The sequence below is a fragment of the Actinorhabdospora filicis genome, assembly GCF_030269765.1.
In the GTDB taxonomy this organism is placed as follows: Bacteria; Actinomycetota; Actinomycetes; order Mycobacteriales; family Micromonosporaceae; genus Actinorhabdospora; species Actinorhabdospora filicis.
In genome coordinates this window covers 62,728-88,642 of sequence record NZ_BSTX01000008.1, presented here as the reverse complement: position 1 = coordinate 88,642, position 25,915 = coordinate 62,728, and the positions used below count along the sequence as shown (strand labels likewise).

Genomic DNA, 25,915 nt, shown 5'->3' with positions numbered 1-25,915 from the left:
GTCTCAGACCGTCCCATGGGGACCGTCGCGGCGGATCGGGCCCAGCCCGCGCGGCTCCTCCGGAGGATGCGCCTCGAGGGTCCGTTTCCCGGCGCGCGGCCAGGTCAGGCGGCGCACCGCCTCGTCCATGTGCGACTGGACCAGGCCGAGGAGCCGCTCCCGGTCCCGCTCGCGCAGGGCCGCCACGATCGCCTCGTGATCGGCGGGCAGATCCGCCGGAACGGTGAAGTGGTCCTGCATCGAGAACACCGACAGGCGCGACTCGATCAGCAGCGTGCGGATGGCGCGGCTGAGACGGCTGCTGCCGGCCGCGTCCACCAGATCGCGGTGGAAGTTGATGTCGGCCTCGCCGAGATGGTCGGCGTCGCCCTTGCGCGACGCCCTCGTCATGCGCCGGACCTCGCCCTCCAGCGAACGCGCCACGGCGGTGAGCCCGGCGGCGTCCAGCGCCAGCAGCCGCAGGCACGCGGCCCGCTCGACGGCCGCGCGCATGACGTAGACGTCGGTGACCTCGTCGGCGCTCAGGCACGGCACCCCCAGGCCGCGCCTGCGGACCGAGGTCAGCAGACCCTCCTGCACCAGCCGCTGCATCCCCTCCCGCAGCGGGCCCCGGCTGACGCCGAGCTGTTCGGCCAGCTCCGCCTCGCCCAGCGGCGACCCCGGCGGGAGGTCCCCGGCGGTGATGGCCTCGCGGATGCGGGCGGCGATGAGATCGACCGTCGACGACCGGGACACCGGAGCCAGTCTGCTCCGGGACGACAGGGACGCGGCGGGTCGTGGCACCTGGCACCTCCAGGTTGGGGGAAGGGGGCCGTACCGCCGGAAATTTACCCTGCGCGAGCACATAGTGGGCAATCCGTCGCCCCGCCCACGTCCGGTACCCACCGACCGTCACCGGTTCGCGGGCCCCCTGTTCGCTGAAGCCCGGGTTCAGGCGACCGCGGACGCGAAGAAGCCCCGGCGCACGGGGCACCGGGGCTTCGATTCGCAGTTGTTCAGTGGACCGACGGCCCTACCCGTCAGTACGAGGGCAGCGCGGGGTCGATCTGGTTGATCCACGCCAGGACGCCGCCCTGGACGTGCACCGCCGAGGTGATGCCCGCCGCGTGCACCGCCGCCAGGGCCTCCGCCGAGCGGACACCGGCCTTGCAGTACAGCACGACCTGCTTGTCGGCCGGGATCTGCGACAGCGCCTCACCGGAGACGATGTCGCCCTTCGGGATCAGCGTCGAGCCCGGGATCTTGACGATCTCGTACTCGGCGGGCTCGCGCACGTCGATCAGCGCCAGGTCCTTACCGGCGTCCTGCCATTCCTTCAGCTCGGACGCGGTGATGGTGTGGCCGGCAGCGGCCATGCTCGCCTCCTCGGAGACCACGCCGCAGAAGTCGTCGTAGTCGATCAGTTCGGTAACGGTCGGGTTCTCACCACAGATGGCGCAGTTCGGGTCCTTGCGGACCTTGATGTCCCGCCAGCTCATCTCCAGCGCATCGAACACCATAAGCCGTCCGACCAGCGGGTCGCCCGTCCCGGTCAGCACCTTGATGGCCTCGTTGACCTGGACCGACCCGATCGACGCGCACAGCACGCCCAGGACGCCGCCCTCGGCGCAGCTGGGGACCATGCCCGGCGGCGGGGGCTCCGGGTACAGGCACCGGTAGCAGGGACCGTGCTCCGACCAGAAGACGCTCGCCTGACCGTCGTAGCGGTAGATCGAGCCCCACACGTAGGGCTTGTTCAGCAGCACGCACGCGTCGTTGACCATGTAGCGCGTGGCGAAGTTGTCGGTGCCGTCCACGATCAGGTCGTACTGCGCGAACAGGTCGAGGACATTGTCGTTGTCCAGGGCGAACTCGTGCACGTTCACCTGGATCAGCGGGTTGATCTCGCGGACGGAGTTGGCCGCCGACTGCGCCTTGGCGCGCCCGACGTCGCTGACGCCGTGGATCACCTGGCGCTGGAGGTTCGACTCGTCCACCACGTCGAAGTCGACGATCCCCAGCGTCCCGACCCCGGCCGCGGCCAGGTAGAGGAGCGCGGGCGAGCCCAGGCCACCGGCGCCGACGCAGAGGACCTTGGCGTTCTTCAGCCGTTTCTGACCGGCCATGGCGAAATCGGGAATGATGAGGTGCCTCGAATAGCGGCGCACCTCCTCGACGGAGAGGGACTCGGCGGGCTCCACGAGCGGCGGTAGTGGCATGGGTCCCATTCTTGCCGGTCGGACGGGGTGGGGGCCAACCGGCGGGTGTGATGTTCGACCGGTGGGACGCCCCGGGCGCGGCCACTGAAACAGTGGTTAACCGTGGGAAACATCGTCGACCCCGGCCGAGCCCGCCGCTCATCCCGCACGAGCCCGCCGTACCCCGCCCGGCCACGCCTGAGCGCTTCGCCGGGCGGCCCGCCGCATGCGCGCATCGGATAGCCCACCTCCCCATGTCGGCGTAGCGTCCACCGCGTGACCACGGATCGCTCATGCTCCTACGATCAGGCGACGCTCGGCCAGCTCATCCGGGCCGTGCGACTCCGCCGGGGAATGAGCCAGTACGAATTGGCTCACAAACTGGTGGAGCTATCCCACAATGACGCGGTCAACCGCCACCAGGTGGCCCGCTGGGAGCGCGGCAGGCGCATCCCCGGGCCCTACTGGCGGCGCTGGCTCGCGGTCGCGCTGGGCATCCCCGCCGCGATGATGCACCGGGCGCTCGGGCGCTCGCGTCGTCAGCGGCTGCGCGAGGCCCTCGTCTGACGGGTGGCGGGACGGCCGGGCGGGCCGCCCCGCCACCGCCCGCCGGGCACCGCGCTAGAAGCGGCGCAGCGTCCTGGACGGCGGCTCCCCGTACCGCAGCCGGTAGGCCGTGGCGAACCTCCCCAGGTGCGTGAACCCCCACCGCCACGCCACCTCCGAGACCGTCAGCCCGTCCCCGCCCGCCTGGAGCTCGGCGCGCGCACGCTGGAGCCGCACCCGCCGCAGGTAGTCCGTCGGCGTGGTGTCCAGGTTGCGGCGGAAGCCCAGTTGCAGCGCCCGCACGCTCACCCCCGCCTCCCGCGCCAGCGAGGACACCGTCAGGGCCCGCTGCGGCTGGTTCTCGATCAGGTCCACCGCCAGCCGGACGCAGCCGGCGCCCGGCGCGCGCGGCGGCGCGTTCAGCGCGGCGGTGTAGTTGTGCGGCTGCGCCAGCAGCAGCCCGGTGATCAGCGCGTGCTCCACGCCACCGGCCGCCAGCTCGTGGCGGGCCAGGCCGCCCCCGTCGTCCAGGTCGGCCACGACGTGCCGGACCAGCCGCCACCAGCTGCGCGCCATCGACCGGTGCAGCGGCATCGTCACGTCGAACTCCACCGGGCCGGGCAGCGGCCGGTCGATCAGGTCGCGCAGCTCGGCCTCCACCGCCGAGCGCTCCACCCGCAGCACGATCTGCTCGCAGTCGCCGCGCCAGCGCATCGCCAGCCGCCGGTGCGGCGCGGGGATCGTCACCACGCCCGGCCGGGCCAGCGCCGTCCGGCAGCCGCTGGTCACGTCGGCGGTGCCGCGCAGGGTCGCCTGGAGCACGTAGAAGTCGGTCAGCTCGCCGGGCACGATGCCGACCTCGGCGCCGTAGCGGATGTAGTTGAAGCCGACCTGGCGCAGCCGGACACTGTGCTGGGCGGCGTCCAGCAGCGCCGTGCGGCCCAGCGGGATCAGCTGGTGGTCGCAGAAGACCCGGGCCACCTCCTCGCGCGCCTCGTCGACGTCGGAGGTGCGGAAGAGGCGGTAGTCGCTCAAGGGCAGTCGGCTGTCGAACGGGAAATCGGGGCTCACTCGGGCTCCTCGGGATTTCCGTCGTCACGGGCAATGACCGGTTCCCACCATATTGGGGCGCCTCCGGGAACGCCATACCGGAACAAGGGGGCCGATAGACCGGCAACCGTCACGAAAGACGCACCGAGAAGCCGCGCTCACTTCTCCCCGTCGACCCACCCGATCAGCGTCGCCCGGATCCCGGCCTGGAACCGCGTCCGCGCGCCCAGCCGGTCCAGCAGCGCCCGGATGCGCCGCTGGAGCGTGCGGGGACTCACGCCCAGGTGCCCGGCGATGCGGTCGTCGGGCAGCCCGGCGGTGAGCAGGCTCAGCAGCTGCAGCTCCGCCTCGGTCGGCTCGCGCGGCGAACGCCCGGCCGTGACCCGTCCCGGCAGGGGCAGCGGCAGCGCGCGCTCCCACAGCTGCTCGAAGAGGGCGGCCAGTGCCTCCAGCAGCGCCGAGGGGTAGACGACGACGATGGAGTCGATGCCGCTGGGCGCGATCTGGAGGGGGATCATGCCGACCCGGTCGTCGGCGAGGACGAGCTTGGTGGGCGCGGGACCGGCCAGGACGCGCGCCTCCTCGCCGAGGGCGACGCTGACCTGCACGTCGCCGGTGAGGTCGTGGCCGTCGTCGAGTCCGGCGGGGTCGTAGATGGCGCGCCAGCGGACGCCGCGTTCGAGGAGCTCGCGCTCGAAGCCGACGTTCTCTTCGGGCCCGGCCAGGGCGTAGGGGGGCTTGTCGATGATGCGCAGCTCGCGGCGGCAGGCGCGCTGGACCTGCTGGAAGCGGCGGACGACGGCCTCGCGCCCGGCGACGACCTCCACGAGCCGGACGGGGTCCCCGGCGGCGGTGCTGCGGCGGTGGGCCTCGGTGAGGCGCTGCGCGAAGAGGCGGGCGCGTTTGAGCTGCTTCTCCTTCTCCAGCAGCACCGCTTCGAGGGCGGTGTCGGGCGGGGCGGCGACGTAGGCGGGTTCGATGCCGGGGACGACGGCGACCAGGCCGAGGCCCTGGAGGCGCTCCAGGATCTCCTGGAGGTGCGCGCCGGAGGCCCCGGAGGCGGCGGCGAGCTCGGCGGCGGTGCTCTGCCCGGTGACGACGGCTTCGTAGACGGCCTGAGCCGTGGCGTCCAGGTCGACGATTTCCAGCATTGCCCCACCTCGCTGAGTTCGGGGCCCCGTAAGGCCCATCGTGGCACCAGGGGGCGGGGCGGGGAACCGCCGGACGGCCCGCGTCGCGCGGTTCCCCACCGGTTCTTCAGAAGGCGGGGCCGGTCGCGGCGGCCAGTGCCGACGCCAGTCGCGCGGCGATGTCGGCGTACGCGCGGCCCCCGGCGAGGGCGGGTGGGGACGCCGAGAGCGTCGCGCACTGCCCGCTCGCCCCGCCGCGCAGGCGGTTGCCGCCGCCGGTGGGGGCGGTGGCGTTGTCGCGGCAGGAGAGCGGGCCGCGGACGGTGCTGCCGGTGACGTCGACGGCGGCGTTGGCGGTGAGGGTGAGGCGGGCGCCGAGGACGGCGTAGCCGCAGTCGCCGCCGACGCGGACCGGGCCGCGGGCGCCGGTGACGGTGACGTCGCCGTCCACTTCGGACGCGCACAGCCGCGCGCCCTGGGCGGGTCCGGTGATGCTGAGAGAGCCGAGGACGACGGTGTCGTCGAGGTCGGTGAAGCGGTCGTCGCGGGTGCTGACGCGCCCGTCCACGCGGGCCGAGGCGAGGTAGGTCTCGCCGCCGGTGGAGGTGAGGGAGTCGAGGGCGGTTCCGGTGGCGTAGAGGAATCCGGTGTTCTCGGCGGTGACGGGGGCGTGGAGGCGGCCGCCGTGGGCGTCGAGGCCGTAGGCGGCGGTGAGCCGGACGCGTCCGCGCACGGTGGACGCCTCGGCGGCGACGAAGGCGTTCGATTCGGCGGCGAGTCCACCGTGGACGGTGGTGGTCTCCAGGACGAGGTTCGCGCCGGGCGCGACGGTGACCCGCCCGGTGACGGTGACGCGGGTCAGGCGGCAGGACGCGCCCGGCGGGACCAGGAGGTCGCCGTGGACGGTCAGGTCGGCGGCGGTCCCGGCGCAGGACGCGGCGGGGCGGGCGGACGCGGCGGCGGGCAGGGCGGTCAGCGCGAGCGCGCTGAGGGCGGCGGCGATGAGGATCCGGCGGGTCTGCATGGGTCTCCAAAGGTGTGCGCCGCGGCCCGGGGGCCGCGGCGCGGTCGGGGTCAGGTCAGTTCATAGGCGCGCTGAACGGTGGATTCGACGGTGCCGCCGGAGGCGTCGGCCGCCTTGACCCGCAGCCAGACGAAACCGTCGGTGCGGTCCAGCGGCGGGTGCTTGACGATCGCGGTGAGCGTCCCGTCCCGCATCGGCCCGGTGGGCCGGGCGGCCGTCCAGGTCTTCCCGCCGTCGGTGGAGGTCTCCACCGTCAGCGAGACCACCGGCGGCCCGGACGCCTGGGAGTGCGTCCCGGCGCGCACGGTGATGGTGTGGGCGCGGCCGGCCGGCGCCCGGTCGCGCAGGTCGAGGCCGAGGTCGTAGCCGAGCTGGATGAGCGGCTGGAAGCGGCACACGTCGCCGATCCAGTAGCCGCCGTCGATCCGGTTGGGGACGCCGCACACGTACCCGTCGGGCACCGCGGCGTCGGAGCGGGCGGAGCGGAAGGTCCACACGGTGGTGGCGGTCGGGGCGGTGCGGAACAGGTCGCCCACCTTGTCGGCGGGCGCCCGGTCCACCGCTTCGAGGCGGTAGCCGGCCGCGGCCGGGTCGAGGTGGAACACCGGGAGCGCGTAGCCCCAGGCGGACCAGTCGACGGGCAGCTCGGTTCCGGTGCCGGTGTTCCACATGCGCCAGCGGGCGTACATGTCGGCCGGGCCGAAGTAGGTCATGCCGCTGCCGGGGGCGTTCCCGAGGGCCTGCGCGCCGGGCAGGAACTGGTCGCCGTCGGGTCCGCCGCGGATGGCGAAGGCCTCGCGGGTGTAGCCCATCGGGTTGGCGCGGAAGGGATCGGGGACGTCGAGGGCGCCGACGCGGGCCGGTGCCTCGAACCAGTGCTCGTCGGGCCGCCGCGTCCCGGCCTCGGCCGAGCGGAAGGTCTCGCGCGAGTAGAGCGGGTAGGTGTACTGGACCGAGGCGCTGGGGTTGCGGAACAGGTTGGCGTAGCGGTCCCAGGTCAGGTGGTCGTCGGCCAGGACGTACTCGGTGACCTCACCGGGCACGAGGTAGATGATCGGGTTCCACAGGACGCCCAGGGTCGGGGCCATCGCGGTGTAGGCGCGCTGGAGCAGCGCGCCGGGGTTCTCCGAGTGGTAGAGGACGCGGGTGCTCACCAGGTCCCGGTTGGTCACCGCGCGCGACAGGTTCGCCGGAACGCCGTTGAGGTAGGCGAACTGGAGGTTGTAGATGTAGCCGGGAGCGTCGCTGTAGGACAGTTGCCCGTTGGTGTAGGGCACCGGCCGCAGCGGTTTCGGCTGCGCCAGGACCCAGTGGTCGTGCAGTGAGATCGGCGCCAGCGCGCCGGGCGCGGCCGGTGAGGCCAGTACGGGATAGGTCTTGCCGATGGCGTATCCGGCCATCGAGTAGGACAGGTCCAGCTTCGCCCAGTGCCGCGTCATCGCGTAGGAGTGCATGCGCATGTCGGTCGCCTGCGGCGCGCGGGCCGCCAGCTCGACCGCCGCGCGGGCGTCCAGGGTGATTGCGGTGTTCCCGGTGACGCGCACCTCGACGGCCGCCAGGAGGCTGGCGCGGCGGAAGTCCGGCGCGGTCCCCTCGTAGACGGTGGTCATCGCGGTGTACACCCCGTCGGGGACGTACTCGGTGGCCTCGCCGCCCTCGGGGCCGAGGAGGTACTGCGGGCGCCCGACGGGGTTCGCCGGGTCGTAGTCGTCGTGCATGAGCACGATCGGCCAGGGGTAGGACGCGGCCGCGCCGGTGGAGTCGACCACGTTGACCGTGAGCCGGTTCTCGCGGCTGAGCCCGTAGCCGACGCCGGTGCGCAGCGACACGCCCGGCCCGGTGGCGGTGATCGTCCCGCCGAAGACGCCCTGCGCGACGGCCGCCGGATCGACGCTCACCGCGATCTGGGCCGAGCCGTGCGCGGGCACCGTCACCGAGGTCGCCGACAGGCTCAGGCCCGTGGCGGGGACGCCGGTGCGGTCGGCGACCTTCGCCGTCAGCGCCAGCGGGAGCGAGGTGCCGGTGTCGTTGGTGTAGGTGAGGGTGGCGGTGGACGGCGCCGTCGCGGTGGTCAGGTCGCCCAGGTTCACCGAGGCCGAGGCCCGCACGGGCGTGTTGATGGCGTGCGGAACGTCCACGCGCCCGGTGCCCTGCGCGAACCAGGCCGCGCCCTTGTCGGCCGCCGCCGAGACCAGCGCGTCCTTCAGGGCGGGCCCGGACAGGTCCGGACGCGCCTGGCGCAGCAGCGCCGCCGCGCCCGCCACGTGCGGTGTGGCCATCGAGGTGCCGTTGAGGGCGGTGTAGAACGCGTCGACGGGGGTGCCCTGGGCGGTGCCCTTGGCGCGGGCGGCCACGATGTTGACGCCGGGCGCGGTGATCTCGGGTTTGACGGCGTGGTCGCCGACCCGGGGCCCGCGCGAGGAGAACGACGCCATCGCGTCGCCCTTGTCGACCGCGCCCACGGTCAGCGCCGACGTGGCCGCGCCGGGGGTGCTGATCAGCGGCCCGCCGGGGCCGCTGTTGCCCGCCGCGATGACGAACAGGGTGCCGGTGCGGGCGGTGAGGTCGTCCACGGCCCGCGCCAGGGGGTCGCGGCCGTCGGTGACGCGCCCGCCGACCGACAGGTTCACCACGGAGGCGCCGTTGCGGGTGGCCCACTCCATCCCGGCGATGATCCACGACTCCAGCCCGTTGCCGTCGGCGCCGAGAACCTTGCCGCTGATGAGTTTGGCGTCGGGTGCCACGCCCTTGTAGCGGCCGTTGGAGGCGCTGCCGCTGCCCGCGATGGTGGACGCGACGTGCGTGCCGTGCCCGTTGCCGTCGGCGGCGGTGGGATCGGCGGTGAAGTTCTGCTCGGCGGCGATCTTGCCCGCCAGGTCGGGGTGGGTGGCGTCGACGCCGGTGTCCAGCACGGCCACCGTGACGCCCGCGCCGGTGTACCCGGCCGCCCAGGCCTCCGGGGCCCCGATCTGCGGGACCGAGCGGTCCAGGACGGCGGTGACGCGGTGGTCGAGGGACACCGAGGCGACCCGGCGGTCCAGGGAGCGGGCGGTCAGCGCCGACCAGAAGGACGCCGCGTGCGCCCGCCGCACCGCCGCGCCCGCGCCGTCCACGCTGGCCAGCGCGACGACGTCCTCGGTGGCGGGCAGCGCGTCGGTGTCGGCGCGCAACCGGGCCGCGCCCGGGTCACCGGCGTAGCCGACGATCACCGGGATGCTGTCGCTGGCGGCGTCCGACAGGCCCTGCGCGACTAATCCGGGCAGGTCGAACAGGTCGCGGTCCAGCACGCCCGCCGACAGCAGCGGCACCGCGTCGTCGGGGTACACGTGGAAGTCGCCGGGGCCGCCCTCGGCGTGGAAGGCCACGGTCCGCCCGTCGCTTCTGGGCGCCGGGGTGGCGGTGAAGACGGGACGGCCGCCGGAATCGAGATGGTATTGAATCGTGTCGCCGGTGATCAGCGTGACCGCGGTGTCGGCGGCTGGTGCCGAAGGCGGCCGCCAGGGGGAAACGGGAGCGGCGGCCGCCGCGGCCCCCGTCACCGATTGCATCGAAAAAACGATCAGGCCACAGAGCGCGAATGCGCACGACCGCCTGATCCAGAACCGTGTGTCATTTACGCGCCGGCCGGTCGGCGCGCATCCTTCGCCGGGGGGAGACATGGTGCCGCTCCTCTTTTTCGCACTGTATGCCGATCGGCTCTTTTCCAAGCCGGTGTGCAGCGAGTGTGACACGTGTCCGGCTGGTGAAAAAGATCTGAACCTGACCGAAACCGGCCGCTGGCGCAATTTCGCCATTTGTTCGTCCGGCCCCGACAGTACGACCCGGGCCGCCCCGAGAGGGCGGCCCGGGCGGGGAAGAGGAAGGGTCTTCCCCGGCTCACTCGGCGTCGCGATGGAGGATCAGACCGAGAAACGGTTCTGCGGGCTGCGGGTGATCAGGCCGAAGTCGATCGAGTTGGTGTCGGTGTCGGTCGCGGTGTGGTTGCGCTGCGCGGACAGGTTCCACGTGTTGAACACGGGCACCGACGCGGCCGGGCCGGACGCGTTCGTCTGCTCCAGGCAGGATCCGGCCAGCGGGGAGAAGCCCACGCCGTCGACCTTCTGGCCACCGTTGTTGAACGGGGTGCGCAGGATCGCGCCGCCCTGCTGGGAGATGCTCGGCGAGGCGATGACGTCGGGGGCGACGCCCTTGACGGCGGAGGGCGCGATCAGCAGGTGCTGGCCGATCTGGCCGTAGGGCGCCAGGACGGTCCCGGGACCGAAGGTCTGGATGACGGTCTCGTTGCCCGAGGTCTCGCAGCGCAGGAGCTGGTAGCCCGCCAGGTCGATGCTGTTCGGGGAGACGTTGCGAAGTTCGACGAACTGGTCGCCGGCACTCAGGCCGTGGGTCTGGACCTCGTTGATGACGACGGTCATCGACTGCTTGGGGGTGATGACCCGGTCGGTGCCGGAGTCGGCGGAGGCACTGGCCGTACCGGCCACGCCGAGGGCGAGGATCATACCGGCCGAAGCGGCCAGGGCGAGGAGCTTGCGCATGAGCTTTCCTTTCTGCCACCCGGGTCGAACTCATTTCCGGGGGTGGGGACAGAATTTCGGTGGAATGGGGGCGCCCCCAAAGGCCGCGACAACCGGATCACCGGCTCTGCTTTCACGCCGAATCCGTTCGAGCGCGACCCGATTCGAGTCTCATCAACACCCTGACCGAATCCCGCCAATGGCGAAAGGGGGCCACTCTACTGGCCCCCGGAACGGGGTCCCCGGATGTGCCACATTCGGGCCTTAATCCTCCGTGACCGACTCCGGCCGGGGCACAACATGATAGGGAGCGGATGACATCCACTCGCCACCCGCCGATTACGGACAGGGAAAGAGAAGAACAGTGAAGAACGGTGCCCTCATACCCGCCCTGATATGCGCGTCCCTCACCCCGATGGCCCCGGTACCCGCCACCCCCGGCGTCGTCATCAGCGAAGCCGCGCCCGCCGGACCCGGCGGCGCCACCGACGAGTACCTCGAACTGCGCAACCCCACCGCGTCCACCGCCGACGTCTCCGGCTGGCGCCTGGCGGTCTGCTCCGCGCCGGGGCTCACCACCGTCATCGCCACCCTGCCTCCGGGGACGTCCCTCGCGCCCGGCGCGCGCCGCCTGCTGGCCGGGCCAGGCTTCCGGCCCCGCCGCGCCTACGCCGGCGGGCAGATGCCCGACCTGCGCTACGGCGCCGACGTCTCCACACGCGGCGGCTGGCTGCTGACCGACGCCTCCGGCGTCATCGTCGACGGACTCGGCCTCGGCCCCGGGCTCGACTGCACCGAGGGCGAACCGGCACCGGCGTGCGCGTGGGCGTCCGGCGAGGCCGACGAACGCGACGGCCTCGGCCCCGACTCCGACCGCAACGCGGTGGACTTCCGCTGCGCCAGGGCGACCCCGGGCGGCTGACGCCTAAAAGACGCCGTCCTGCGCGACCTCGACCGCGCGGACGGTCCGGCCGCGCACCAGCGCCCAGATCGGCTTGGCCGCCACCGCGTCCAGCCACTGGTCGAAGGACTTCGCGCCACCGGCGGTCCACTCGCTGCCCCAGTCACCGGCGCCGATGAGCTCGGCGTCGACCTCGAACTGCAACTCGACGCGGGCCTGGACCACGTCCAGCTCCTCATCGGCGGGCTCCAGCTGACGGGAGAACCCGACGGCGAAGAAGGGCCCGTCACCCCAGTCGAGGGTCCCGTACTCGAAGGCGAAGTCGTCGCTCACCGCGTCGAACTCCACCGCGGCGAAGCGGCGCACGGCCGACAGGACGCCGTCGGCGTCGGGCGTCTCCAGGAGCTTCTCCAGGACGTCGGCGGCGTCCTCGACCGGTAGCGCGCTCATCAGTACTCCCCCGAGGGTCCCGAGTGGTATCTGCCGTTCGGATAAGGCCACGCGTTCGCCGTGCAGCCGTGCAGGCCGAGGGTCTGCTGCTGCATCACGGGCGCGAGCTCGCCCTTCTTCGGGCACAGCTCGTGGCCGTGGCCGAGGGCGTGTCCGCTCTCGTGGTTGACGACGTAGAGACGGTAGACGTCCAGGGGCGCGCCGTAGTCGGGGACGCCCTCGATCCAGCGCGCGAGGTTGACCACGACGCGGTCGCCGTTGCGGCAGGAGGTGTAGTAGTCGTCGGCGGCGCACAGGACCGCGCGGGTCTTCGGGGAGGCCAGGTAGATGGTGAAGTCGGCGGCCTCGCCCTTGGCGACGCGCTGGAGGCGCCATTCGCCGCCGCCGGACCAGCCGCGCTCGTCGGCGAAGGCGGTCTCCACGGTCTCGGCGAAGGGCGCGACGTCCTGCTGGATGCCGTCCTCGACGGCGACGCGGTAGCGCATGAGCGTGCCCTTGTCGCCGTGCCGGTCGCCGCCGCCGGCGTAGGACCAGGTGCCCTTGCCCTTGTCGACCACCGTCGGGGACGGCGAGGGCGACGGGGACGGGGCGGGCGGCTGCGCGGCGGACGCCGTCGCGGTCGGCGCGGGCGCGGGCGGGGCGGCCTCGGGTTCGGCCTCGCCCTGGCCGGTGCGGAACAGGGCGACGGTCACGATGATCAGCGTGACGAACGAGATCGCCAGCAGCACGGTACGCCGAAGACGCGCCCTGCGTCGGCGCGAGAGGCGCGTGGGCCTAGTTGCCCCGCGGCTCCGCTGCCGGGGCGGCGCTGGGGCTGCTGCTGCTCGGCGAGTCGTCGACATCGCCTCTCATGATCTCATCCAACATCCCCACGAAGGCGCGCGCCACGGCGCGTGGCGCCTCCATTTGCGCGAGATGCCCCACCTTGTCCAAGATCAACATGCGTGAGTCGGGGATCGCGCGGGCCACCTGCGGGGCGAGCCGGACGTCGACGAGCTTGTCCTGTTTGCCCCACACGACCAGAGTCGGCGCCGTCACGTGCCCCGCCAGGCGCCACAGCGAGCCCGAACCGGGCAGGTAGGCGCGGATGAAGGACGAGACCAGACCCCGGAAGGAACGCACGTAGGCGTCGGCGTGCCAGGGCAGGCTCATCCGGTATTCGAGTTCGGCGACGGCCTCGGCGCGCCGGACCTCGGTGATCGTGCTCGGGTCGGCCCAGCAGTTCTGCGCGACCTGGTCGACCAGCTGCGCGGGCGTCATGCGCGCCAGTGCGCGAATGGCGATGCGGTCGGCGCGCGGGATGGCCAGCAGCGGCACCATGCGCGAGTGCACCGAGCGCGACGGGTCCAGGAACGGCATGGCCGGGCTGATCAGCGTCAGGCTCCGCACCAGATCGGGCCGCTTCCCGGCCACGTACACCGACACCGCCCCGCCGAGGGAGTTGCCGAACAGGTGCACCGGCCCACGCTGGGCGAACTCGATCCAGCTGATGACACGCTCGGCCATGGCCGGGATCGTGTACCGCCGGGAGGGTTCACTGCGGCCGAAACCCGGCAGGTCGATGGCCTGCCCGTCGAGACGGGTGGCGAGGACGTCGGCGAGGTCGGTCCAGTTCTGCGCGGACCCGCCCAGGCCGTGCACGTACAGCGCGGGCTCGGCACCCGGCGCGGTCGGCGGCGTCTCGCGGACGAAGGTGTGCATGCCGTCGATGAGGTGATCGCGGCCCGGCCACGGCCCGTGCTGAACCTCGATGCTCGGCACGGCCTCATCCGGGGCGATCACGGCTCGTTTCACGGCAGCAGCACCTCCAGCCGGCGGTTGAGGGCGGACATGGTCGCGTGCACCATCGCCTGCCGCGAGTCACCCGCGACCGGCGCGGCGCCCGCGAGCTGCTCGGCACCGGCCTCGGTCAGCAGCAGCACCACCACGACCGCGACCCGCAGGGCCCCGGCCGGGACGACGGAGGCGTGCTCGACCACGGCCCGCCCGCGCTCGCCGATGAGCCCGGCGACGGCGTCGACGGTGGCGTCGGCGGCGGTGCGCAGCACGTGCCAGTCGACGGCCGGTCCGGCGGCGCGCCCGATGGCGACCTGCCCGTCCACGTTCAGCGCGACCTCGACGGCGGTCTCGAACCCGGCGGTGGCCACCGAGACCTGCTCGACGACCGCGCGGCTGGTGAGCCCAACCGGCGGGCGCGGGAACGAGAAGGACTGCGTGGTGCGCGGCTGCGCCCGCACGCCCAGCCGGTCGGCGAGCAGCCGCGCGGCGGCGGCCGAGACCACGTCCGGGTCGGCGGCGGAGTCCAGGTCGAGCCGCAAACGCCGGGTACCGGTGGCGTCGGTGTACAGCTCGGCGTCGTTGACGCCGGGCAGCTCGCGCACGGCGACCAGCACCGCGTCGTCCTCGGTCGGGGTCGCCTCGCCGGTGGTGACGACCTCCGGCTGGTAGGCCGGCGGGCGGATCTCCTGCGTGGCGGCGCTGTCCCACAGCGCCAAGCCGTCACCCGCGGTGGCCTTGCGCTCCTGGTCGGCACCGCGGAAGAACGCCGCTATCCGGTTGAGCTGGGCGTCCACGGCGGCCTCGGCGACCGGGGCGGCCGGTTCCGGCTCGTCGGCGTAGCGGTGGCGCCGCGCCCGCGGCACGGGGGCGACGGGCGTCACGGTCGTCTCGGGCTCGTCGTTCTCGGAGGCGCGGCGCGACGTCTCGTAGCGCCTCACGGGCGCCACGACGGCATTGTCCTGCGACGCGCGACCCATGTCGGTATCGCGCCGATCCTGCTCGTACACGACGCACTCCTCGCCCGGTCTGTCAGCACATTACCGCCAACGCACCACTCCCGCTAACCGAGCGCGATCCCACGGGCTCCGGCAGGCCGCTAACGTTGTTCATCGGAAGGAGGAGGCGCATCCCCGAACGAGGGGTCCGCCGAACGCTCATGGCGCTGACCGACGGCCGCAGTGTCCGCATGCCCCGACCCGAACGCCGACGCCAGCTGCTGGAGGCGGCGCAGGAGGTGTTCGTCGCACGCGGCTACCACGCCGCGGCCATGGACGACATCGCCGAGCGGGCGGGCGTATCGAAGCCGGTGCTCTACCAGCACTTCCCCAGCAAGCTCGACCTCTACCTGGCCCTCCTGGACGTCCACGGCGACAACCTCGTCAACACCGTCCGCTCCGCGATGGCCGGCACGACCGAGAACAAGGAACGCGTCCACCGCGCCATGCAGGCGTACTTCGACTTCGTCGACGCCCAGGGCGAGGCCTTCAGGCTCGTGTTCGAATCCGACCTCCGCAACGACCCCGCCGTCGCCGAGCGCATGCTACGCGTGGAACGAGGATGCTCCTCGGCCATCGCCGACACGATCATGGCCGACACCGGCGCCACCCGCGAAAGGGCGGAACTCCTGGCCGTCGGCCTCACCGGCGCCGCCGAGATCGCCGCCCGCTACTGGCTCTCGTCGAAACGAGCCGTCCCGAAGGAAGAAGCGGTGGAACTCCTGGCGACCCTGTCCTGGCGGGGCATCTCAAGATTCCCGCTTCAGCACGGAGATGACACACGCGACAGCGAAGGCCGATAACGGCCGCCGCCGGATAGCCTTTGTGGCGATCATTCGATATTGCGGTAGGAGGGCCCGTGGAGGTCAAGATCGGCGTTCAGTACGCGCCGCGCGAGCTGGTTGTGGACAGTGCCCAGTCCGCCGACGAGGTCCACAAGACCGTCGCGGAAGCCCTCGAAGGCAACGGACTGCTCCGCCTGAGCGACAAGACCGGCCGCACGGTGATCATCCCCGTCGGGAAGATCGCCTACGTGGAAATCGCGGAGCAGACCCAGCGCACGGTGGGCTTCACCGTCAGCTAAAGCCGACGCGACACGAACGGCCATAGAGCAAGCGCACAAGCTTCAACGCCACGCCCGAAGGGGCGTGGCGTTGGTGCGTTCGGGGGATGGGTGGGGCAGGGCGGGGTGGGGAACTGGGCCGGGCGCGGTGACTGGCGGGCAACGGGGTCAAAACCCGGGTGGGGAGTCGGCTTGTTGTTCTAGAGCCGGGTCGAAGACCGGACGCAGGCCGCAAAACTGAGCCGGGCCGAAGACCAGCCCGCGCGGAAACAGCGACCCGGGATAGGAGAGGTGGATCCTCCGTCGGTCGGCCGGGATGGGCCTTGGAACGAGGGTTCTGGGGGTGTCAAGACACGCCCTTCCGTCTTGACACCCCCAGGTTCCTCGTTCACCGTCACGACAGCCGACCAGAGGAGGAGACGCCTCCCGAGAGAGGCCCAGGTCCAGGACAGCGTCCTGGTCGGGGACGAGGGCTGAAAGCCCAGGCCAGAGGGTGACCGTCACTTAGCCGCAACGCAGTGGATACATCGAACACGAACGATCCGCGGGGCGATAGACAAGAAGCACCGAGGGCGGCAACAGGCGTCGGAAACCCACGACCTCCGGCCTGAAGACGGCCACGAAGGCCGGGTGAAACGGCCTCGGGTGATGAGGGACGGCCGCACCAGGGAAGGCCCCGTGTGTGGTAGCGATGCTCGCGCTGGGTGGGCTGGGTGGGCTGGGTGGGCTGGGTGCGCCGAGCGGACCACCCCCCAAAAAGAACCCTCAGTTGTTCAACCCCACCACCCTCATCCGCTCCCCATGCCCCTGCGACAACCGCTTGAACAGCGCCCCCACCCCCACCAAATCCCCCGTCCCCGCCACCACAAGCTCCACCAGCGAGTCCCGCTCCGCCGCCACCCGCTGCGCCTGCGTCATCGCCTCCCCCACCAACCTCCGTGCCCACAACCCCAACCGGTTCGCCACCCGGGGATCGGCCTCGATCGCCGCCCGGATCTCCCCCACCGCGAACTCGGCGTACTCGGTGTCGTGCAGGACCTCCAGCACGAGCTCCCGGTCCCCGTCCCCCAGGAACGGAGCGATCTCCCGGTAGAAGTCGTCGGTGATCCCGTCCCCGACATAAGCCTTGACCAGCCCTTCGAGCCAGTCCCGCGGCGCCGTCGCCTCGTGATAAGCGTCCAGGGCCGCCTGAAAGGGCTCCATCGCGGAAGCGGGCCGGACCCCGAGAGACGAAAGGCGTGAAGCGAGCCGCTGATAGTTGCCGATCTCGGCCCCGGCCATGACCGCCAGCCGGGCCCGCCGGGTCAGGTCGGGCGCGAGCAGGGCGTCGGCGGCGAGCCGGTCGAAGGCCACGAGCGACCCGTAGGCCAGCGCCCCGAGCAGGTCGGCGACGGCGTCAGGGGAGGCGGCGGGACCGGAGACGGGACCGGAGGGAACGGAGGAAGTGGCCACTCCGCGAGGCTATCGAAGAATCGACTCCCGTGGTCCCACGTCACATCAGCCACACGCGCGCATGAAACGGAGCACACCTGTACTGGTAAGGCGCTGGCCATTCCCCGGCGACCACGTACCATGGAGGAGTTTAGATCCGCGTGACAGTCGGATCACCGGCCGCCCTGGAGACGAAAAGGGCGGGAACACTCCAGCGGGTACAGCGACACCGGGCGTAAGCGAACCGGTGCGGCGACCGGCTCATCATGTTAGGAAAATCGAACTGTACAGCGATGCAGAACATCAGATCCCGGTCGACGAGACCGAGGTCGGGGAGCTGACCCCTGTCGCTCCCGTCCGCCCCGACAGCCCCACGCTCGCCGAGCTGGGTGTCCGCTCCGAGACCGTCGAGGCCCTGGACGCGGTGGGCATCACCCGCGCGTTCGCCATCCAGGAGTACGCGATCCCGATCGCGATGCGCGGCACGGACGTCATCGGACGCGCCCCCACCGGCACCGGCAAGACCCTCGGTTTCGGCATCCCGATCCTGGAGCGCGTGCTCGGTCCCGACGAGGGCGCCGACGGCCGCCCGCAGGCGCTGGTCGTCGTCCCCACGCGTGAGCTGGGCCTCCAGGTCTCGCGGGACATCGAACTGGCCGGCAAGCTGCGCGGCGTCCGCGTGCTGCCCGTCTACGGCGGGCGCGCCTACGAGCCGCAGATCGAGGCGCTGCGCACCGGCGTCGACATCGTGGTGGGCACGCCCGGCCGCCTCATCGACCTCATGAAGGCCAAGCACCTGCGCTTCGACGGCATCCAGATCGTGGTGCTGGACGAGGCCGACCGCATGCTCGACCTCGGTTTCGCCGAGGACGTCGAGAAGCTGCTGGGCGCACTGCCCGAGGAGCGGCAGACGATGCTGTTCTCGGCGACGATGCCCGACTCGATCGTGGCCCTCTCCCGCCGCTACCTGCACCAGCCGATGACGATCCACGCCGACGTGGCGGTGGACCCCGCCGCCTCCGGCGGGGAGGTCCGCGAGCTGGCGTACCTGACGCACTCGCTCAACAAGATCGAGGTGCTCGCCCGGATCCTCCAGGCGAAGGACCGCGGTCTGACGATCGTCTTCTCCCGCACCAAGCGGCACGCCCAGCGCATCGCCGACGACCTCGACTTCCGCGGCTTCGCGGTGGGCGCGGTGCACGGCGACCTCGGGCAGTCGGCGCGCGAGCGGGCCCTGCGGGCCTTCCGCAACGGGAAGATCGACATCCTGGTCGCCACCGACGTCGCCGCGCGCGGCATCGACGTGCGCGACGTGACGCACGTGATCAACTACGACAGCCCCGAGGACGTCGAGACCTACGTGCACCGGCGGGGCCGCACCGGCCGCGCGGGCGCCACCGGTATCGCGATCACCTTCGTGAGCTGGGAGGACGCGCCTCGCTGGAAGATCATCGACAAGACCCTCGAACTGAACCTCGGGGAGCCCGTCGAGACCTACCACACCTCGGCGCACCTCTACACCGATCTGGACATCCCCACCGACGTGACCAGCGAGCTCCCCAAGCGCGACCGGTCCCGCGAGGGCCTGTCGGCGGAGGAGGAGATCGACGTCGAGGGCGGCAAGGCCTCCCGTTCGCGTCGCCGGGCGAAGAGCCCGGCGGGCTCCCAGTCGGAGTCGCGGCCGTCGCGTGAGCGCCCGGCCCGCGAGCGCTCGGCGGAGCGTCCGTCGCGCACCCGCACGGAGGTCACCGAGTCGGGCGAGGGCACCGAGCGCCGCCGCCAGCGCCGCCGGACGCCCGCGCAGCGCACCGACGAGGTCACCGTCGAGGCCGTGGACGCCGCCGTCCAGGCCACCGCCGTTCAGGACGTGCTCGTCGCCGAGCCCGTCGTGGAGAAGCCCGCCCGTACCCGCACGCGCCGCCAGGCGCCCGTCGCGCAGACTCCCGCCGTTCAGGACGAGACCCCGCGCGAGCCGGCCGCCCAGGACGCCGACACCCTGGTCGCCGAGCCGGTCGTGGAGAAGCCCGCCCGTACGCGCACCCGCCGGCAGGCTCCGGTCGCGCAGGACGAGGCCCCGGCCGTCCGCGAGGAGACCCCCGTCGTCCGCGACGAGGTCCCCGCCGTCCGCGAGGAGGCCCCGGTCTCCGCGCCGAAGCACCCGCTGCACTCGCCGCTGGTGCCGGTGTTCTCCGACCCGGGCGCCTCGCTGCCCCCGGTCGACGAGACGGGCGTCCTGGAGACCCGGACCCCGCGTCGCCGTCAGCAGCGCCGCCGCCCCGACGCGGGCTAGTAATACCATCGGTCCCGTGACCGATCCCGACGCGGTGTGGCGCCGCCCCAGCGGCGACGCCACCCCCATGGAGGTGGTGGTGCCACAGGCGCCACCACCGTCCCGTTATGAGGGGCCGCCGCGCGCGGCCCCGCCTCCGCCGGGCTGGAGCGTCCCGCACCTGGTGAACGCCGCCCCGCCCCGCGCGCTGCCCGCCCAGGACGTCGCCGCGGCCGAGGTCGCCGAGCGCCAGGCCCGCACGTTCACCGCGGGCGTGGGGATCATGGCGGGCGCGGTCATGGTGGTCGCCCTGTTCGTGCTGCTGGTCCGCGCGATCACCTGAGAGCGTCGTCACGTTCCCCGCGTCGGCACGCCGGACGCTGAAGCGGTTTTCAGCCACGCACACCCCGCTGACCTGCGCGTTCACTCTCCCCACACCTACCGGGTATACACGCGTCGCCCTTTCCGGGTAGGTTTCGGGTCCCTTCCGCGCGCATTGCGGCGCCCGGCGCTGAGAAATTTCATGCCCCTCTCAGCAACCCTTCCTACGCTCCAGCGCGTTCACCTCCACAGACCCCCGGGAGACGAGTGGATTCGAAGGAGAAGATCGAGGCCGACTTCCGTGACTTCGTCACGGCCCGGTCCGCTGCCCTGCACCGTGCGGCATACCTGCTGACCGGTAACTGGGCCACGGCCGAGGACCTGGTGCAGACCGCCCTGACGAAGACCTACCTCGCGTGGAAGCGCATCGGCGACATCGGCTCGGTCGAGGCGTACGCGAGGCGGGTCCTGTACACGACGAACGTGAGCTGGTGGCGGCGGATGTGGCGCAATGAGCATCCGACCGAGATCCTCCCCGAGCACCTCGGGAACGATCACACCGACGAGCACGTCGAACGGGACCTGATGTGGCGTTTCGTGCGCAAGCTGCCGCCCAAGCAACGGGCGGTGCTGGTCCTGCGCTTCTATGAGGACATGTCCGAGTCGGAGACGGCCCGGGTCCTGGGGATCGCCGCGGGAACGGTCAAGAGCCAGTGCTCACGGGCACTGTCGAACCTGCGGACGTACCTCGCCGAGGCCGGCATCGAAATGGCCGCCCTCGACACACCTGGAAGGAGGCGGACGGCCACATGACCCGAGAGCTGGAGCGCGGGCTGCGCGCCGTGTTCGAGGACCGCGCGGACCCCGTGCCCGCGCAGGAACCGGACATCGCCGACCGCGTGCTGGTGCGCGCCGGGCACGTCCGCCGCCGCCGCGCGGCCACCGCCGGGCTCGCCACCGCGTTCGTGGTGATCGTGCTGGCGATCGCGACCGTCACGGGCGTCCTGCCGGGCATGCGCCCCTCCGGCCCCACCGACGAGGCGGCCGGTCCGCAGCCGACCACGACTCCGTCCGGCAACGGGATCGACGCGCTCGTGCTTCCCAAGGACGGCGGCAGGTCGTTCATCCGCGCCGCCGACGGGACGAAGATCGAGCCCGAGGACGGCCGGTACGTCCAGCAGGGCGCGCGCGTACCCGACGGCTTCCTGGCCCTCACCTACTTCGGCGGGCAGCGCGACGGCGAGACTCCCGCCAGTACCCAGCGGCTGTCCCTCTACATGCCCGGGCGGTCTCCGGTCACCCTGGCCGAGGACAACAACCTCGTGTTCAGTGTGAGCGCCGACGGCAAACGGGTCGCGGTGATGGCCCCGTTCGTCACCCCGGGGCAGAAGCCGTGGCTGCGGGTCTACTCCCTGCCGAACGGCGAGCAGCTCGGCGAGCGCGCCGTCCCCGAGGGCAGCGATCTCGGCGGCTGGGTGGGCGAAGACATCGTGTTCGGCTCGAAACGGGTCCTGCAGGCCTGGAATCCGGTCTCCAATGCCGAGACCACGTCCGGTCCCGACCGGCAGCTGCAGATGTTCGGCACGTCGAAAGAGGACTTCGGGCAGACGCCGATGGCGAAGTTCGCCGGAGACCAGATGTGCATCGTCGGGATCGACGTGCGGTCGTCCTTCAAGGAGACCACCACGCCCCGTTGCTACGCCAAGACCGACATGCGGGTGTCCCCGGCCAGCGTCTCACCGGACGGCCGGTGGCTGGTCTGCGTGACACTCACCCTGCCCGGCATGGGGGTGGCGCCGCTCACCATCGACCTGAGCCGCGACCTGTCCCCGACCGACGACCACGGCAGCATGCTGAGTCTCCCGCCGGGATACGAGATGGCCGGCGCGGTGTGGACCCGCGACAACCTGCTGCTGCTGGTCAACAGTGACGGCTGGTGGGCGTACGACCCGGGCGACCAGTCCCTCGAACGGGTGTCCCTACCGGACGGACCGGTCGCCACGCCGGTGCCCCGCTACGGTTCGTGACGGGCGTCGCCCCGGACTCCCGTTCGACGTGCACCATCCCTCACGCGGTGCTATCAAGATCTCGTGAATGGATTCGCACTCGTCGGCGAGGCCTTCGTGACCTTGTTCGTGATCATGGACCCGCCGGGCGTAGTGCCGATCTTTCTGGCGCTCACCGGGGCCATGGACGCCAAGGCGCGAAGCAAGGCCGCGCTACAGGCAACACTGCTCTCTTTGGGCGTCATCTCTCTGTTCGCCCTCGCGGGCAAGCAGATCCTGCACTACCTGAACGTGGACCTGCCGGCCCTGCAGGGCGCCGGCGGCCTCCTGCTGCTCCTGGTGGCCCTGGAACTGCTGACCGGCAAGGCCGACGACCCGAACCACTCCGGGGCGTCCAATGTGGCCCTGGTGCCGCTGGGCACGCCGCTGCTGGCGGGGCCGGGCGCGATCGTGGCGGTGATCCTGTTCGTCCAGCAGGCCGACGACGCCGGTGGCGCGGGCGGTTACCTGGGCGTCGGGCTGGCGATCCTGGGCGTGCACATCGGCATCTACCTGGCGATGCGGTTCTCGTCGGTGATCGTGCGGCTCATCAAGCGCGGCGGCATCGAGGTCTTGACGCGCATCGCGGGTCTGCTGCTGGCGGCCATCGCCGTCCAGCTGATCGCCTCGTCCATCTACGGGTACATCAAGCTGTTCACCGCCTAGCGGCGGTGGGTTCGGGCGCCGGGGCCAACGGGTCCCGGCGCTCCTTTTTTGTACGCGAAACGGCCCCCGCTCGCGGGGGCCGTTCGGTGGTCTGCGATGAGGCTAGGCCTCGGCGACGTCCTCGGTGGCGCGCTTGCGCGGGCGGTAGATGACCGCGACACCGGAGTCCAGGTCGAGGGAGTCGAACTGGCGTCCGTTCCCGATGTCCTCGCGCATCCGCTCCTGCTCCTGGATGAGCTCGGTCTGCTTGCGCCTCGACGGCTGGACGAAGCCCTCCAGCTCGGCGAGCCCGGCGGACATGGCGGCGACACTTGAGTCATTGTCGTCGCCGCCGCGCAGCCAGCGCAGTAGGCCCATCGGTGTGCTCCTCCCAGCGGGTTACTGATCGATTCTGACGCGTGAACGGCCGATTGGGAAGGGCCACGCGGGAGGAGGATGCCACTCCGCCCGGGAACGCGCTAGGAGCGGGCGGCCTGGCAGCGGGGGCAGATCCCCCAGAAGGTCACTTCGGCCTCTTCGACCATGAAACCGCGCGCCATGGCCGGTTCCAGGCAGGGCGTCTCCTCGCCGGAGATCTCCACGTCGAGGACCTCGCCGCAGGAGCGGCACACGAGGTGGTGGTGGCTGTCGTTGACGCGCGCCTCATAGCGGGCGTGGCTTCCGGCGGGCTCGATCCGGCGGGCGAGCCCGGCGTCGGTGAGCGCGGCCAGGACGTCGTAGGCGGCCTGCGTGGACAGCGAGCTCACCCGGCGGCGCGCACGCGTGATGATCTCGTCGACCTCGGGGTGCCCGCCCTCCTGGAGCACATCGAGTACGGCGAGGCGCTGCCGGGTTACGCGCAATCCGTGGGATCGCAATAGACGCTCGCTCTGCACGTTCTTCACCGTTACATGCCGGATGGAAGGGGTCAAACAGAAATGGGACCTTACCGGCGTGATCAACGACACGGAGATCACGACCACGCTGCGAATTGTCGTGCAGGTCACGCCCGGTGTTTCGATGGTGTTCAATGGATCGATGCCGACCGAAGTCGATGGTCTCCCCCTCCACCCGCTGCTGGTCCACCTGCCCGTCGTACTGGTGCCGCTGCTGGTGCTGTTCGCCCTCGCCTACGTCCTGATCCCGCCCGTCCGCCAGCGCATCGGCTGGGCCGTCCTCGTCCTGGCCGTCATCGCCCCCGTCGCGGTGTTCTTCACCCGCTGGAGCGGCGAGAAGTTCGCCGCGTCCCTCCCGTCCGCGCCCAACGGACTCGCCGATCACGAGAAGTTCGGTGACTGGCTGCTGTGGGCGTCCATCGCGATCCTGCCCCTGTTCCTCCTCTTCGGCGCCCTCGAACGCGGACGCCGGACCGCCGCCGGCCGCGCCTTCACGCCCACCGTCAAGGAAGGCGAGGAGGCGCCCAAGCCCCGCACCGACGACCCGGCCGCGACCGGCCGCCGCGTCGTCATGATCGTCCTCGGCGTCCTCCTCATCGCGGCCGCCGCCGCCAACGCCTACATCGTGTTCGAGTCGGGCCACACCGGCGCGAAGATGGTCTGGTACACGGGCTCCTAGCGGCCCCCGGGCGTCCTGTCGGTAGCGTGGGACCGTTTCGTCCACACGCACCGATGGGACCCCGCCCGTGAACACCCCCAGAAGACCGACCATGGTCGACGTGGCCCGCCACGCCGGGGTGAGCCTCAAGACGGTCTCCCGCGTGGTCAACGGCGAGCCCACGGTCAACGCCGGGCTCGCCGAGCGCGTCCTGGCGTCCATCGGCGTCCTGGGCTTCCAGCGCAACCAGCTCGCCAGCACCCTGCGCGCCGGGCGCCGGACCGGCACCGTCGGCCTGGTCATCGAGGAACTGGCCAACCCGTTCTACTCGACGATCGCCTCGGTCGCCGCCGAGGTCGCCGCCCAGCACGACACCATGCTCATCACCGCCAGCTCCGAGGAAGACCCGGACCTGGAACGCCGCCTGGTGTTCGACCTGTGCTCCCGCCGCGTGGACGGGCTCCTCCTCGTCCCCGCCTCCGGCGACCACGCCTACCTGCGCCCCGAGGTCGACATGGGCGTCCACGTGGTCTTCCTCGACCGCCCCGGCGGCGGCGGGCTGGAGGCCGACACCGTCCTCATCGACAACCGCGGCGGCGCCCGCGCCGCCGTCGACGCCCTGCTGGCCAAAGGCCACCGCCGCATCGCCGTCCTGCTGGACTCGACCGGCGTGTACACGATGCGCGAGCGCCTCCTCGGCGCCCGCGAGGCGATGGAGAGCGTCGACGCGCCCCTCACCGTCGTCGAAGGCGTCGCCAACCCCGACGACGCCGCCCGCGCGGTCGCCGGGCTCCTCGACGGCCCGCAGCCGCCCACCGCCTTCTTCACGGTCAACAACCGCCTCACCGTCGGCGCCGTCGGCGAGCTCTGGCGCCGCGGCGACGACGCCGAACTCGCCGGCTTCGACGACTTCGAACTCGCCCACCTGATGCCCCGCCCGCTGACCGTGGTCGCCTACGACACCCGCGCGATGGCGGGACGCGCGACGGAGATGCTGTTCGAGCGGGTGCGGGGCGAGCGCGCGGCGGCGCGGACCGAGGTGATCGGGACGCGGCTGGTGGCGCGGGGGGTGCGGCGGTAGGGGTCCACACGCCACCGTCCACCGTCGACCCGGCCGTACCGGCGTCCACACACCACCGTCCACACGGTCCGCTCTCCGGCGCGCAAAGAAACGGCGCGGCCGAAGCCGCGCCGTTCTCACACTTTCGGGGGTCAGGCGTCGTTGACCGCGCTCGGCGACGAGGCCGTTTCCTCTTCCTCGCCCTCGACCCGGGCCTGCACGGCGTCCGGCTCGTACATCTCCTCGACGACCTGGAGGTACAGCTCGTTCGGGTCGGGCAGGTGCTTGATCTCGCGCAGCGCCTGGTCCTGGCCGGCCGACTCCAGCACGAACGTGCCGTAGTTGAGCATGCGGCCCAGGGGCGTCTGCTCGTACTTCATGTCGGTGACGCGCAGGAGCGGCATCATCGCGACCTTGCGGGTGACGACGCCGGAGACGACCATGACGCGCTTGTTGGTCAGGATGAAGCGGTCGAAGAACCAGTCCATGACGCGCCAGCCGACCCAGCCCAGGACGATGACCCACGCGACGATGACGGCGCCCATGGCGCCCTCGTTGTTGGTGCGCGCCAGGAGTCCGGAGACGTAGCCCATCACGAAGGTGGCGAGGACGCCGATGACGAACTCGGGCACCAGGTGGATCCAGTGGCGGCGCCATTCGCCGCGGTACTTCTCGGTGGGGAAGAGGTAGCGGGCGGCGAGCGGACTCGGCTCGTCCGGCAGCGGCAGAACACGACGAGGCCCCACCGGCATGCCGGCGGAGTCGTAGCGCAGGCCGTCGAGGTCCTCGTCGGCGACTTCGAGAGGGGGGCTCATGTCGCCGTCGATGGGCCTGCGGGGGGCGGGGGGGTCTAGATCGGGCGAGTCGAAAAGATCGGAATCGAGCAGCGTGTCATCGTCACGCGGCTCACCATCCCGTTCCTCACGACCGCCCGACCGACCGAACTCACCGGGGCTCATCG

Annotated in this window: 25 protein-coding genes and 1 pseudogene; 11 read left to right on the top strand and 15 right to left on the bottom strand. The window is 71.8% G+C overall.

What is annotated here, in order from left to right; translation table 11 throughout:
- Positions 1-3: 3 nt before the first annotated feature.
- Together QSK10_RS33205 and moeZ are read right to left on the bottom strand one after the other, a co-directional pair.
- Positions 4-735 carry a GntR family transcriptional regulator gene (locus tag QSK10_RS33205; protein ID WP_285667516.1) on the bottom strand — a complete coding sequence of 244 codons (732 nt, stop codon included), beginning with the start codon at positions 733-735 and terminating at the stop codon, positions 4-6.
- A 284-nt stretch (positions 736-1,019) separates the two neighbouring features.
- A complete protein-coding gene (gene moeZ / locus QSK10_RS33200) occupies positions 1,020-2,198 on the bottom strand; it encodes an adenylyltransferase/sulfurtransferase MoeZ (RefSeq protein WP_285667515.1) in 1,179 nt (392 codons plus the stop codon).
- Between the two features lie 255 nt (positions 2,199-2,453).
- On the opposite strand from moeZ, the gene QSK10_RS33195 reads away from it, so the two are divergent.
- Positions 2,454-2,744, top strand: a complete 291-nt coding sequence (locus QSK10_RS33195) for a helix-turn-helix domain-containing protein (protein WP_285667514.1) — start codon at positions 2,454-2,456, stop codon at positions 2,742-2,744.
- Between the two features lie 54 nt (positions 2,745-2,798).
- Here QSK10_RS33195 and QSK10_RS33190 read toward each other — a convergent pair whose 3' ends face one another.
- From QSK10_RS33190 to QSK10_RS33170, 5 genes are all read right to left on the bottom strand, one after another.
- The gene (locus QSK10_RS33190) at positions 2,799-3,794 is read right to left on the bottom strand and encodes an AraC family transcriptional regulator (protein WP_285667513.1); all 996 of its coding nucleotides are present in this window, start codon (positions 3,792-3,794) and stop codon (positions 2,799-2,801) included.
- A 137-nt stretch (positions 3,795-3,931) separates the two neighbouring features.
- Positions 3,932-4,924, bottom strand: coding sequence for a helix-turn-helix transcriptional regulator (locus QSK10_RS33185; RefSeq protein ID WP_285667512.1), 993 nt, complete (start codon positions 4,922-4,924; stop codon positions 3,932-3,934).
- Between the two features lie 106 nt (positions 4,925-5,030).
- On the bottom strand, positions 5,031-5,927 hold the full coding sequence (locus tag QSK10_RS33180; RefSeq protein ID WP_285667511.1) for a hypothetical protein: 897 nt from the start codon (positions 5,925-5,927) through the stop codon (positions 5,031-5,033).
- Positions 5,928-5,977: 50 nt separating this feature from the next.
- Complete coding sequence (locus tag QSK10_RS33175; RefSeq protein WP_285667510.1) at positions 5,978-9,475, bottom strand: S8 family peptidase; 3,498 nt, start codon at positions 9,473-9,475, stop codon at positions 5,978-5,980.
- 351 nt (positions 9,476-9,826) lie between these two features.
- Positions 9,827-10,462, bottom strand: coding sequence for a lamin tail domain-containing protein (locus tag QSK10_RS33170; protein ID WP_285667509.1), 636 nt, complete (start codon positions 10,460-10,462; stop codon positions 9,827-9,829).
- A gap of 343 nt (positions 10,463-10,805) precedes the next feature.
- Between QSK10_RS33170 and QSK10_RS33165 the strand changes: the two genes are divergently transcribed.
- Positions 10,806-11,363: a lamin tail domain-containing protein gene (locus QSK10_RS33165; protein ID WP_285667508.1), complete on the top strand. Its 558-nt coding sequence runs from the start codon at positions 10,806-10,808 to the stop codon at positions 11,361-11,363.
- A gap of 3 nt (positions 11,364-11,366) precedes the next feature.
- Here the strand turns inward: QSK10_RS33165 and QSK10_RS33160 are convergent, their stop codons facing one another.
- Genes QSK10_RS33160 through QSK10_RS33145 form a run of 4 tightly spaced genes read right to left on the bottom strand, consistent with a single transcriptional unit; the run spans position 11,367 to position 14,518 of the window.
- Positions 11,367-11,792 (bottom strand): hypothetical protein, encoded by a 426-nt coding sequence (locus QSK10_RS33160; RefSeq protein ID WP_285667507.1) that lies wholly within the window; start codon positions 11,790-11,792, stop codon positions 11,367-11,369.
- Positions 11,792-12,520 carry a DUF3152 domain-containing protein gene (locus tag QSK10_RS33155; RefSeq protein ID WP_285667506.1) on the bottom strand — a complete coding sequence of 243 codons (729 nt, stop codon included), beginning with the start codon at positions 12,518-12,520 and terminating at the stop codon, positions 11,792-11,794. Before QSK10_RS33155 ends, QSK10_RS33160 begins: the two co-directional genes overlap by 1 nt.
- 46 nt (positions 12,521-12,566) lie before the next feature.
- Complete coding sequence (locus QSK10_RS33150) at positions 12,567-13,586, bottom strand: alpha/beta fold hydrolase (RefSeq protein WP_285667504.1); 1,020 nt, start codon at positions 13,584-13,586, stop codon at positions 12,567-12,569.
- Entirely contained in the window at positions 13,583-14,518 is a 936-nt protein-coding gene (locus QSK10_RS33145; RefSeq protein ID WP_285667503.1) for a hypothetical protein, read from the bottom strand. The genes QSK10_RS33150 and QSK10_RS33145 overlap by 4 nt, the downstream gene beginning before the upstream one ends.
- A gap of 209 nt (positions 14,519-14,727) precedes the next feature.
- Between QSK10_RS33145 and QSK10_RS33140 the strand changes: the two genes are divergently transcribed.
- Positions 14,728-15,369, top strand: coding sequence for a TetR/AcrR family transcriptional regulator (locus tag QSK10_RS33140; protein WP_285667502.1), 642 nt, complete (start codon positions 14,728-14,730; stop codon positions 15,367-15,369).
- 56 nt (positions 15,370-15,425) lie between these two features.
- Positions 15,426-15,650 carry a DUF3107 domain-containing protein gene (locus tag QSK10_RS33135; protein ID WP_285667500.1) on the top strand — a complete coding sequence of 75 codons (225 nt, stop codon included), beginning with the start codon at positions 15,426-15,428 and terminating at the stop codon, positions 15,648-15,650.
- 744 nt (positions 15,651-16,394) lie between these two features.
- Here the strand turns inward: QSK10_RS33135 and QSK10_RS33130 are convergent.
- The gene (locus QSK10_RS33130; protein ID WP_285667498.1) at positions 16,395-17,081 is read right to left on the bottom strand and encodes a ferritin-like fold-containing protein; all 687 of its coding nucleotides are present in this window, start codon (positions 17,079-17,081) and stop codon (positions 16,395-16,397) included.
- A 286-nt stretch (positions 17,082-17,367) separates the two neighbouring features.
- Here QSK10_RS33130 and QSK10_RS33125 point away from each other — a divergent pair.
- The 5 genes and pseudogenes from QSK10_RS33125 to QSK10_RS33105 all read left to right on the top strand — a co-directional run.
- Positions 17,368-19,080: pseudogene (locus QSK10_RS33125) on the top strand (DEAD/DEAH box helicase); the annotation flags it as partial.
- Positions 19,081-19,366: 286 nt separating this feature from the next.
- Positions 19,367-19,672 carry a translation initiation factor 2 gene (locus QSK10_RS33120; protein WP_285667497.1) on the top strand — a complete coding sequence of 102 codons (306 nt, stop codon included), beginning with the start codon at positions 19,367-19,369 and terminating at the stop codon, positions 19,670-19,672.
- Between the two features lie 245 nt (positions 19,673-19,917).
- Positions 19,918-20,463, top strand: coding sequence for a SigE family RNA polymerase sigma factor (locus QSK10_RS33115; RefSeq protein ID WP_285667496.1), 546 nt, complete (start codon positions 19,918-19,920; stop codon positions 20,461-20,463).
- Complete coding sequence (locus QSK10_RS33110) at positions 20,460-21,677, top strand: hypothetical protein (RefSeq protein ID WP_285667495.1); 1,218 nt, start codon at positions 20,460-20,462, stop codon at positions 21,675-21,677. The genes QSK10_RS33115 and QSK10_RS33110 overlap by 4 nt, the downstream gene beginning before the upstream one ends.
- A 63-nt stretch (positions 21,678-21,740) precedes the next feature.
- Positions 21,741-22,361, top strand: coding sequence for a MarC family protein (locus tag QSK10_RS33105; protein ID WP_285667494.1), 621 nt, complete (start codon positions 21,741-21,743; stop codon positions 22,359-22,361).
- A gap of 102 nt (positions 22,362-22,463) precedes the next feature.
- Here QSK10_RS33105 and QSK10_RS33100 read toward each other — a convergent pair whose 3' ends face one another.
- On the bottom strand, positions 22,464-22,718 hold the full coding sequence (locus tag QSK10_RS33100; protein ID WP_285667493.1) for a hypothetical protein: 255 nt from the start codon (positions 22,716-22,718) through the stop codon (positions 22,464-22,466).
- A 101-nt stretch (positions 22,719-22,819) separates the two neighbouring features.
- Entirely contained in the window at positions 22,820-23,236 is a 417-nt protein-coding gene (locus tag QSK10_RS33095; protein WP_285667602.1) for a Fur family transcriptional regulator, read from the bottom strand.
- 58 nt (positions 23,237-23,294) lie between these two features.
- Between QSK10_RS33095 and QSK10_RS33090 the strand changes: the two genes are divergently transcribed.
- Entirely contained in the window at positions 23,295-23,915 is a 621-nt protein-coding gene (locus tag QSK10_RS33090; RefSeq protein WP_285667492.1) for a DUF2231 domain-containing protein, read from the top strand.
- A gap of 91 nt (positions 23,916-24,006) precedes the next feature.
- Entirely contained in the window at positions 24,007-24,975 is a 969-nt protein-coding gene (locus tag QSK10_RS33085) for a LacI family DNA-binding transcriptional regulator (protein WP_285667491.1), read from the top strand.
- Between the two features lie 131 nt (positions 24,976-25,106).
- Here QSK10_RS33085 and QSK10_RS33080 read toward each other — a convergent pair whose 3' ends face one another.
- Entirely contained in the window at positions 25,107-25,913 is an 807-nt protein-coding gene (locus QSK10_RS33080) for a PH domain-containing protein (protein WP_432705394.1), read from the bottom strand.
- Positions 25,914-25,915 lie beyond the last annotated feature (2 nt).

What these genes read in the sequence shown, in the direction of transcription:
- QSK10_RS33080 (WP_432705394.1), bottom strand. Translation starts at nt 25,913, where the DNA reads ATGAGCCCCGGTGAGTTCGGTCGGTCGGGCGGTCGTGAGGAACGGGAT.
- QSK10_RS33100 (WP_285667493.1), bottom strand. Translation starts at nt 22,718, where the DNA reads ATGGGCCTACTGCGCTGGCTGCGCGGCGGCGACGACAATGACTCAAGT.
- QSK10_RS33085 (WP_285667491.1), top strand. Translation starts at nt 24,007, where the DNA reads ATGGTCGACGTGGCCCGCCACGCCGGGGTGAGCCTCAAGACGGTCTCC.
- QSK10_RS33110 (WP_285667495.1), top strand. Translation starts at nt 20,460, where the DNA reads ATGACCCGAGAGCTGGAGCGCGGGCTGCGCGCCGTGTTCGAGGACCGC.
- QSK10_RS33140 (WP_285667502.1), top strand. Translation starts at nt 14,728, where the DNA reads ATGGCGCTGACCGACGGCCGCAGTGTCCGCATGCCCCGACCCGAACGC.
- QSK10_RS33160 (WP_285667507.1), bottom strand. Translation starts at nt 11,792, where the DNA reads ATGAGCGCGCTACCGGTCGAGGACGCCGCCGACGTCCTGGAGAAGCTC.
- QSK10_RS33175 (WP_285667510.1), bottom strand. Translation starts at nt 9,475, where the DNA reads ATGCAATCGGTGACGGGGGCCGCGGCGGCCGCCGCTCCCGTTTCCCCC.
- QSK10_RS33180 (WP_285667511.1), bottom strand. Translation starts at nt 5,927, where the DNA reads ATGCAGACCCGCCGGATCCTCATCGCCGCCGCCCTCAGCGCGCTCGCG.
- QSK10_RS33170 (WP_285667509.1), bottom strand. Translation starts at nt 10,462, where the DNA reads ATGCGCAAGCTCCTCGCCCTGGCCGCTTCGGCCGGTATGATCCTCGCC.
- QSK10_RS33185 (WP_285667512.1), bottom strand. Translation starts at nt 4,924, where the DNA reads ATGCTGGAAATCGTCGACCTGGACGCCACGGCTCAGGCCGTCTACGAA.
- moeZ (WP_285667515.1), bottom strand. Translation starts at nt 2,198, where the DNA reads ATGCCACTACCGCCGCTCGTGGAGCCCGCCGAGTCCCTCTCCGTCGAG.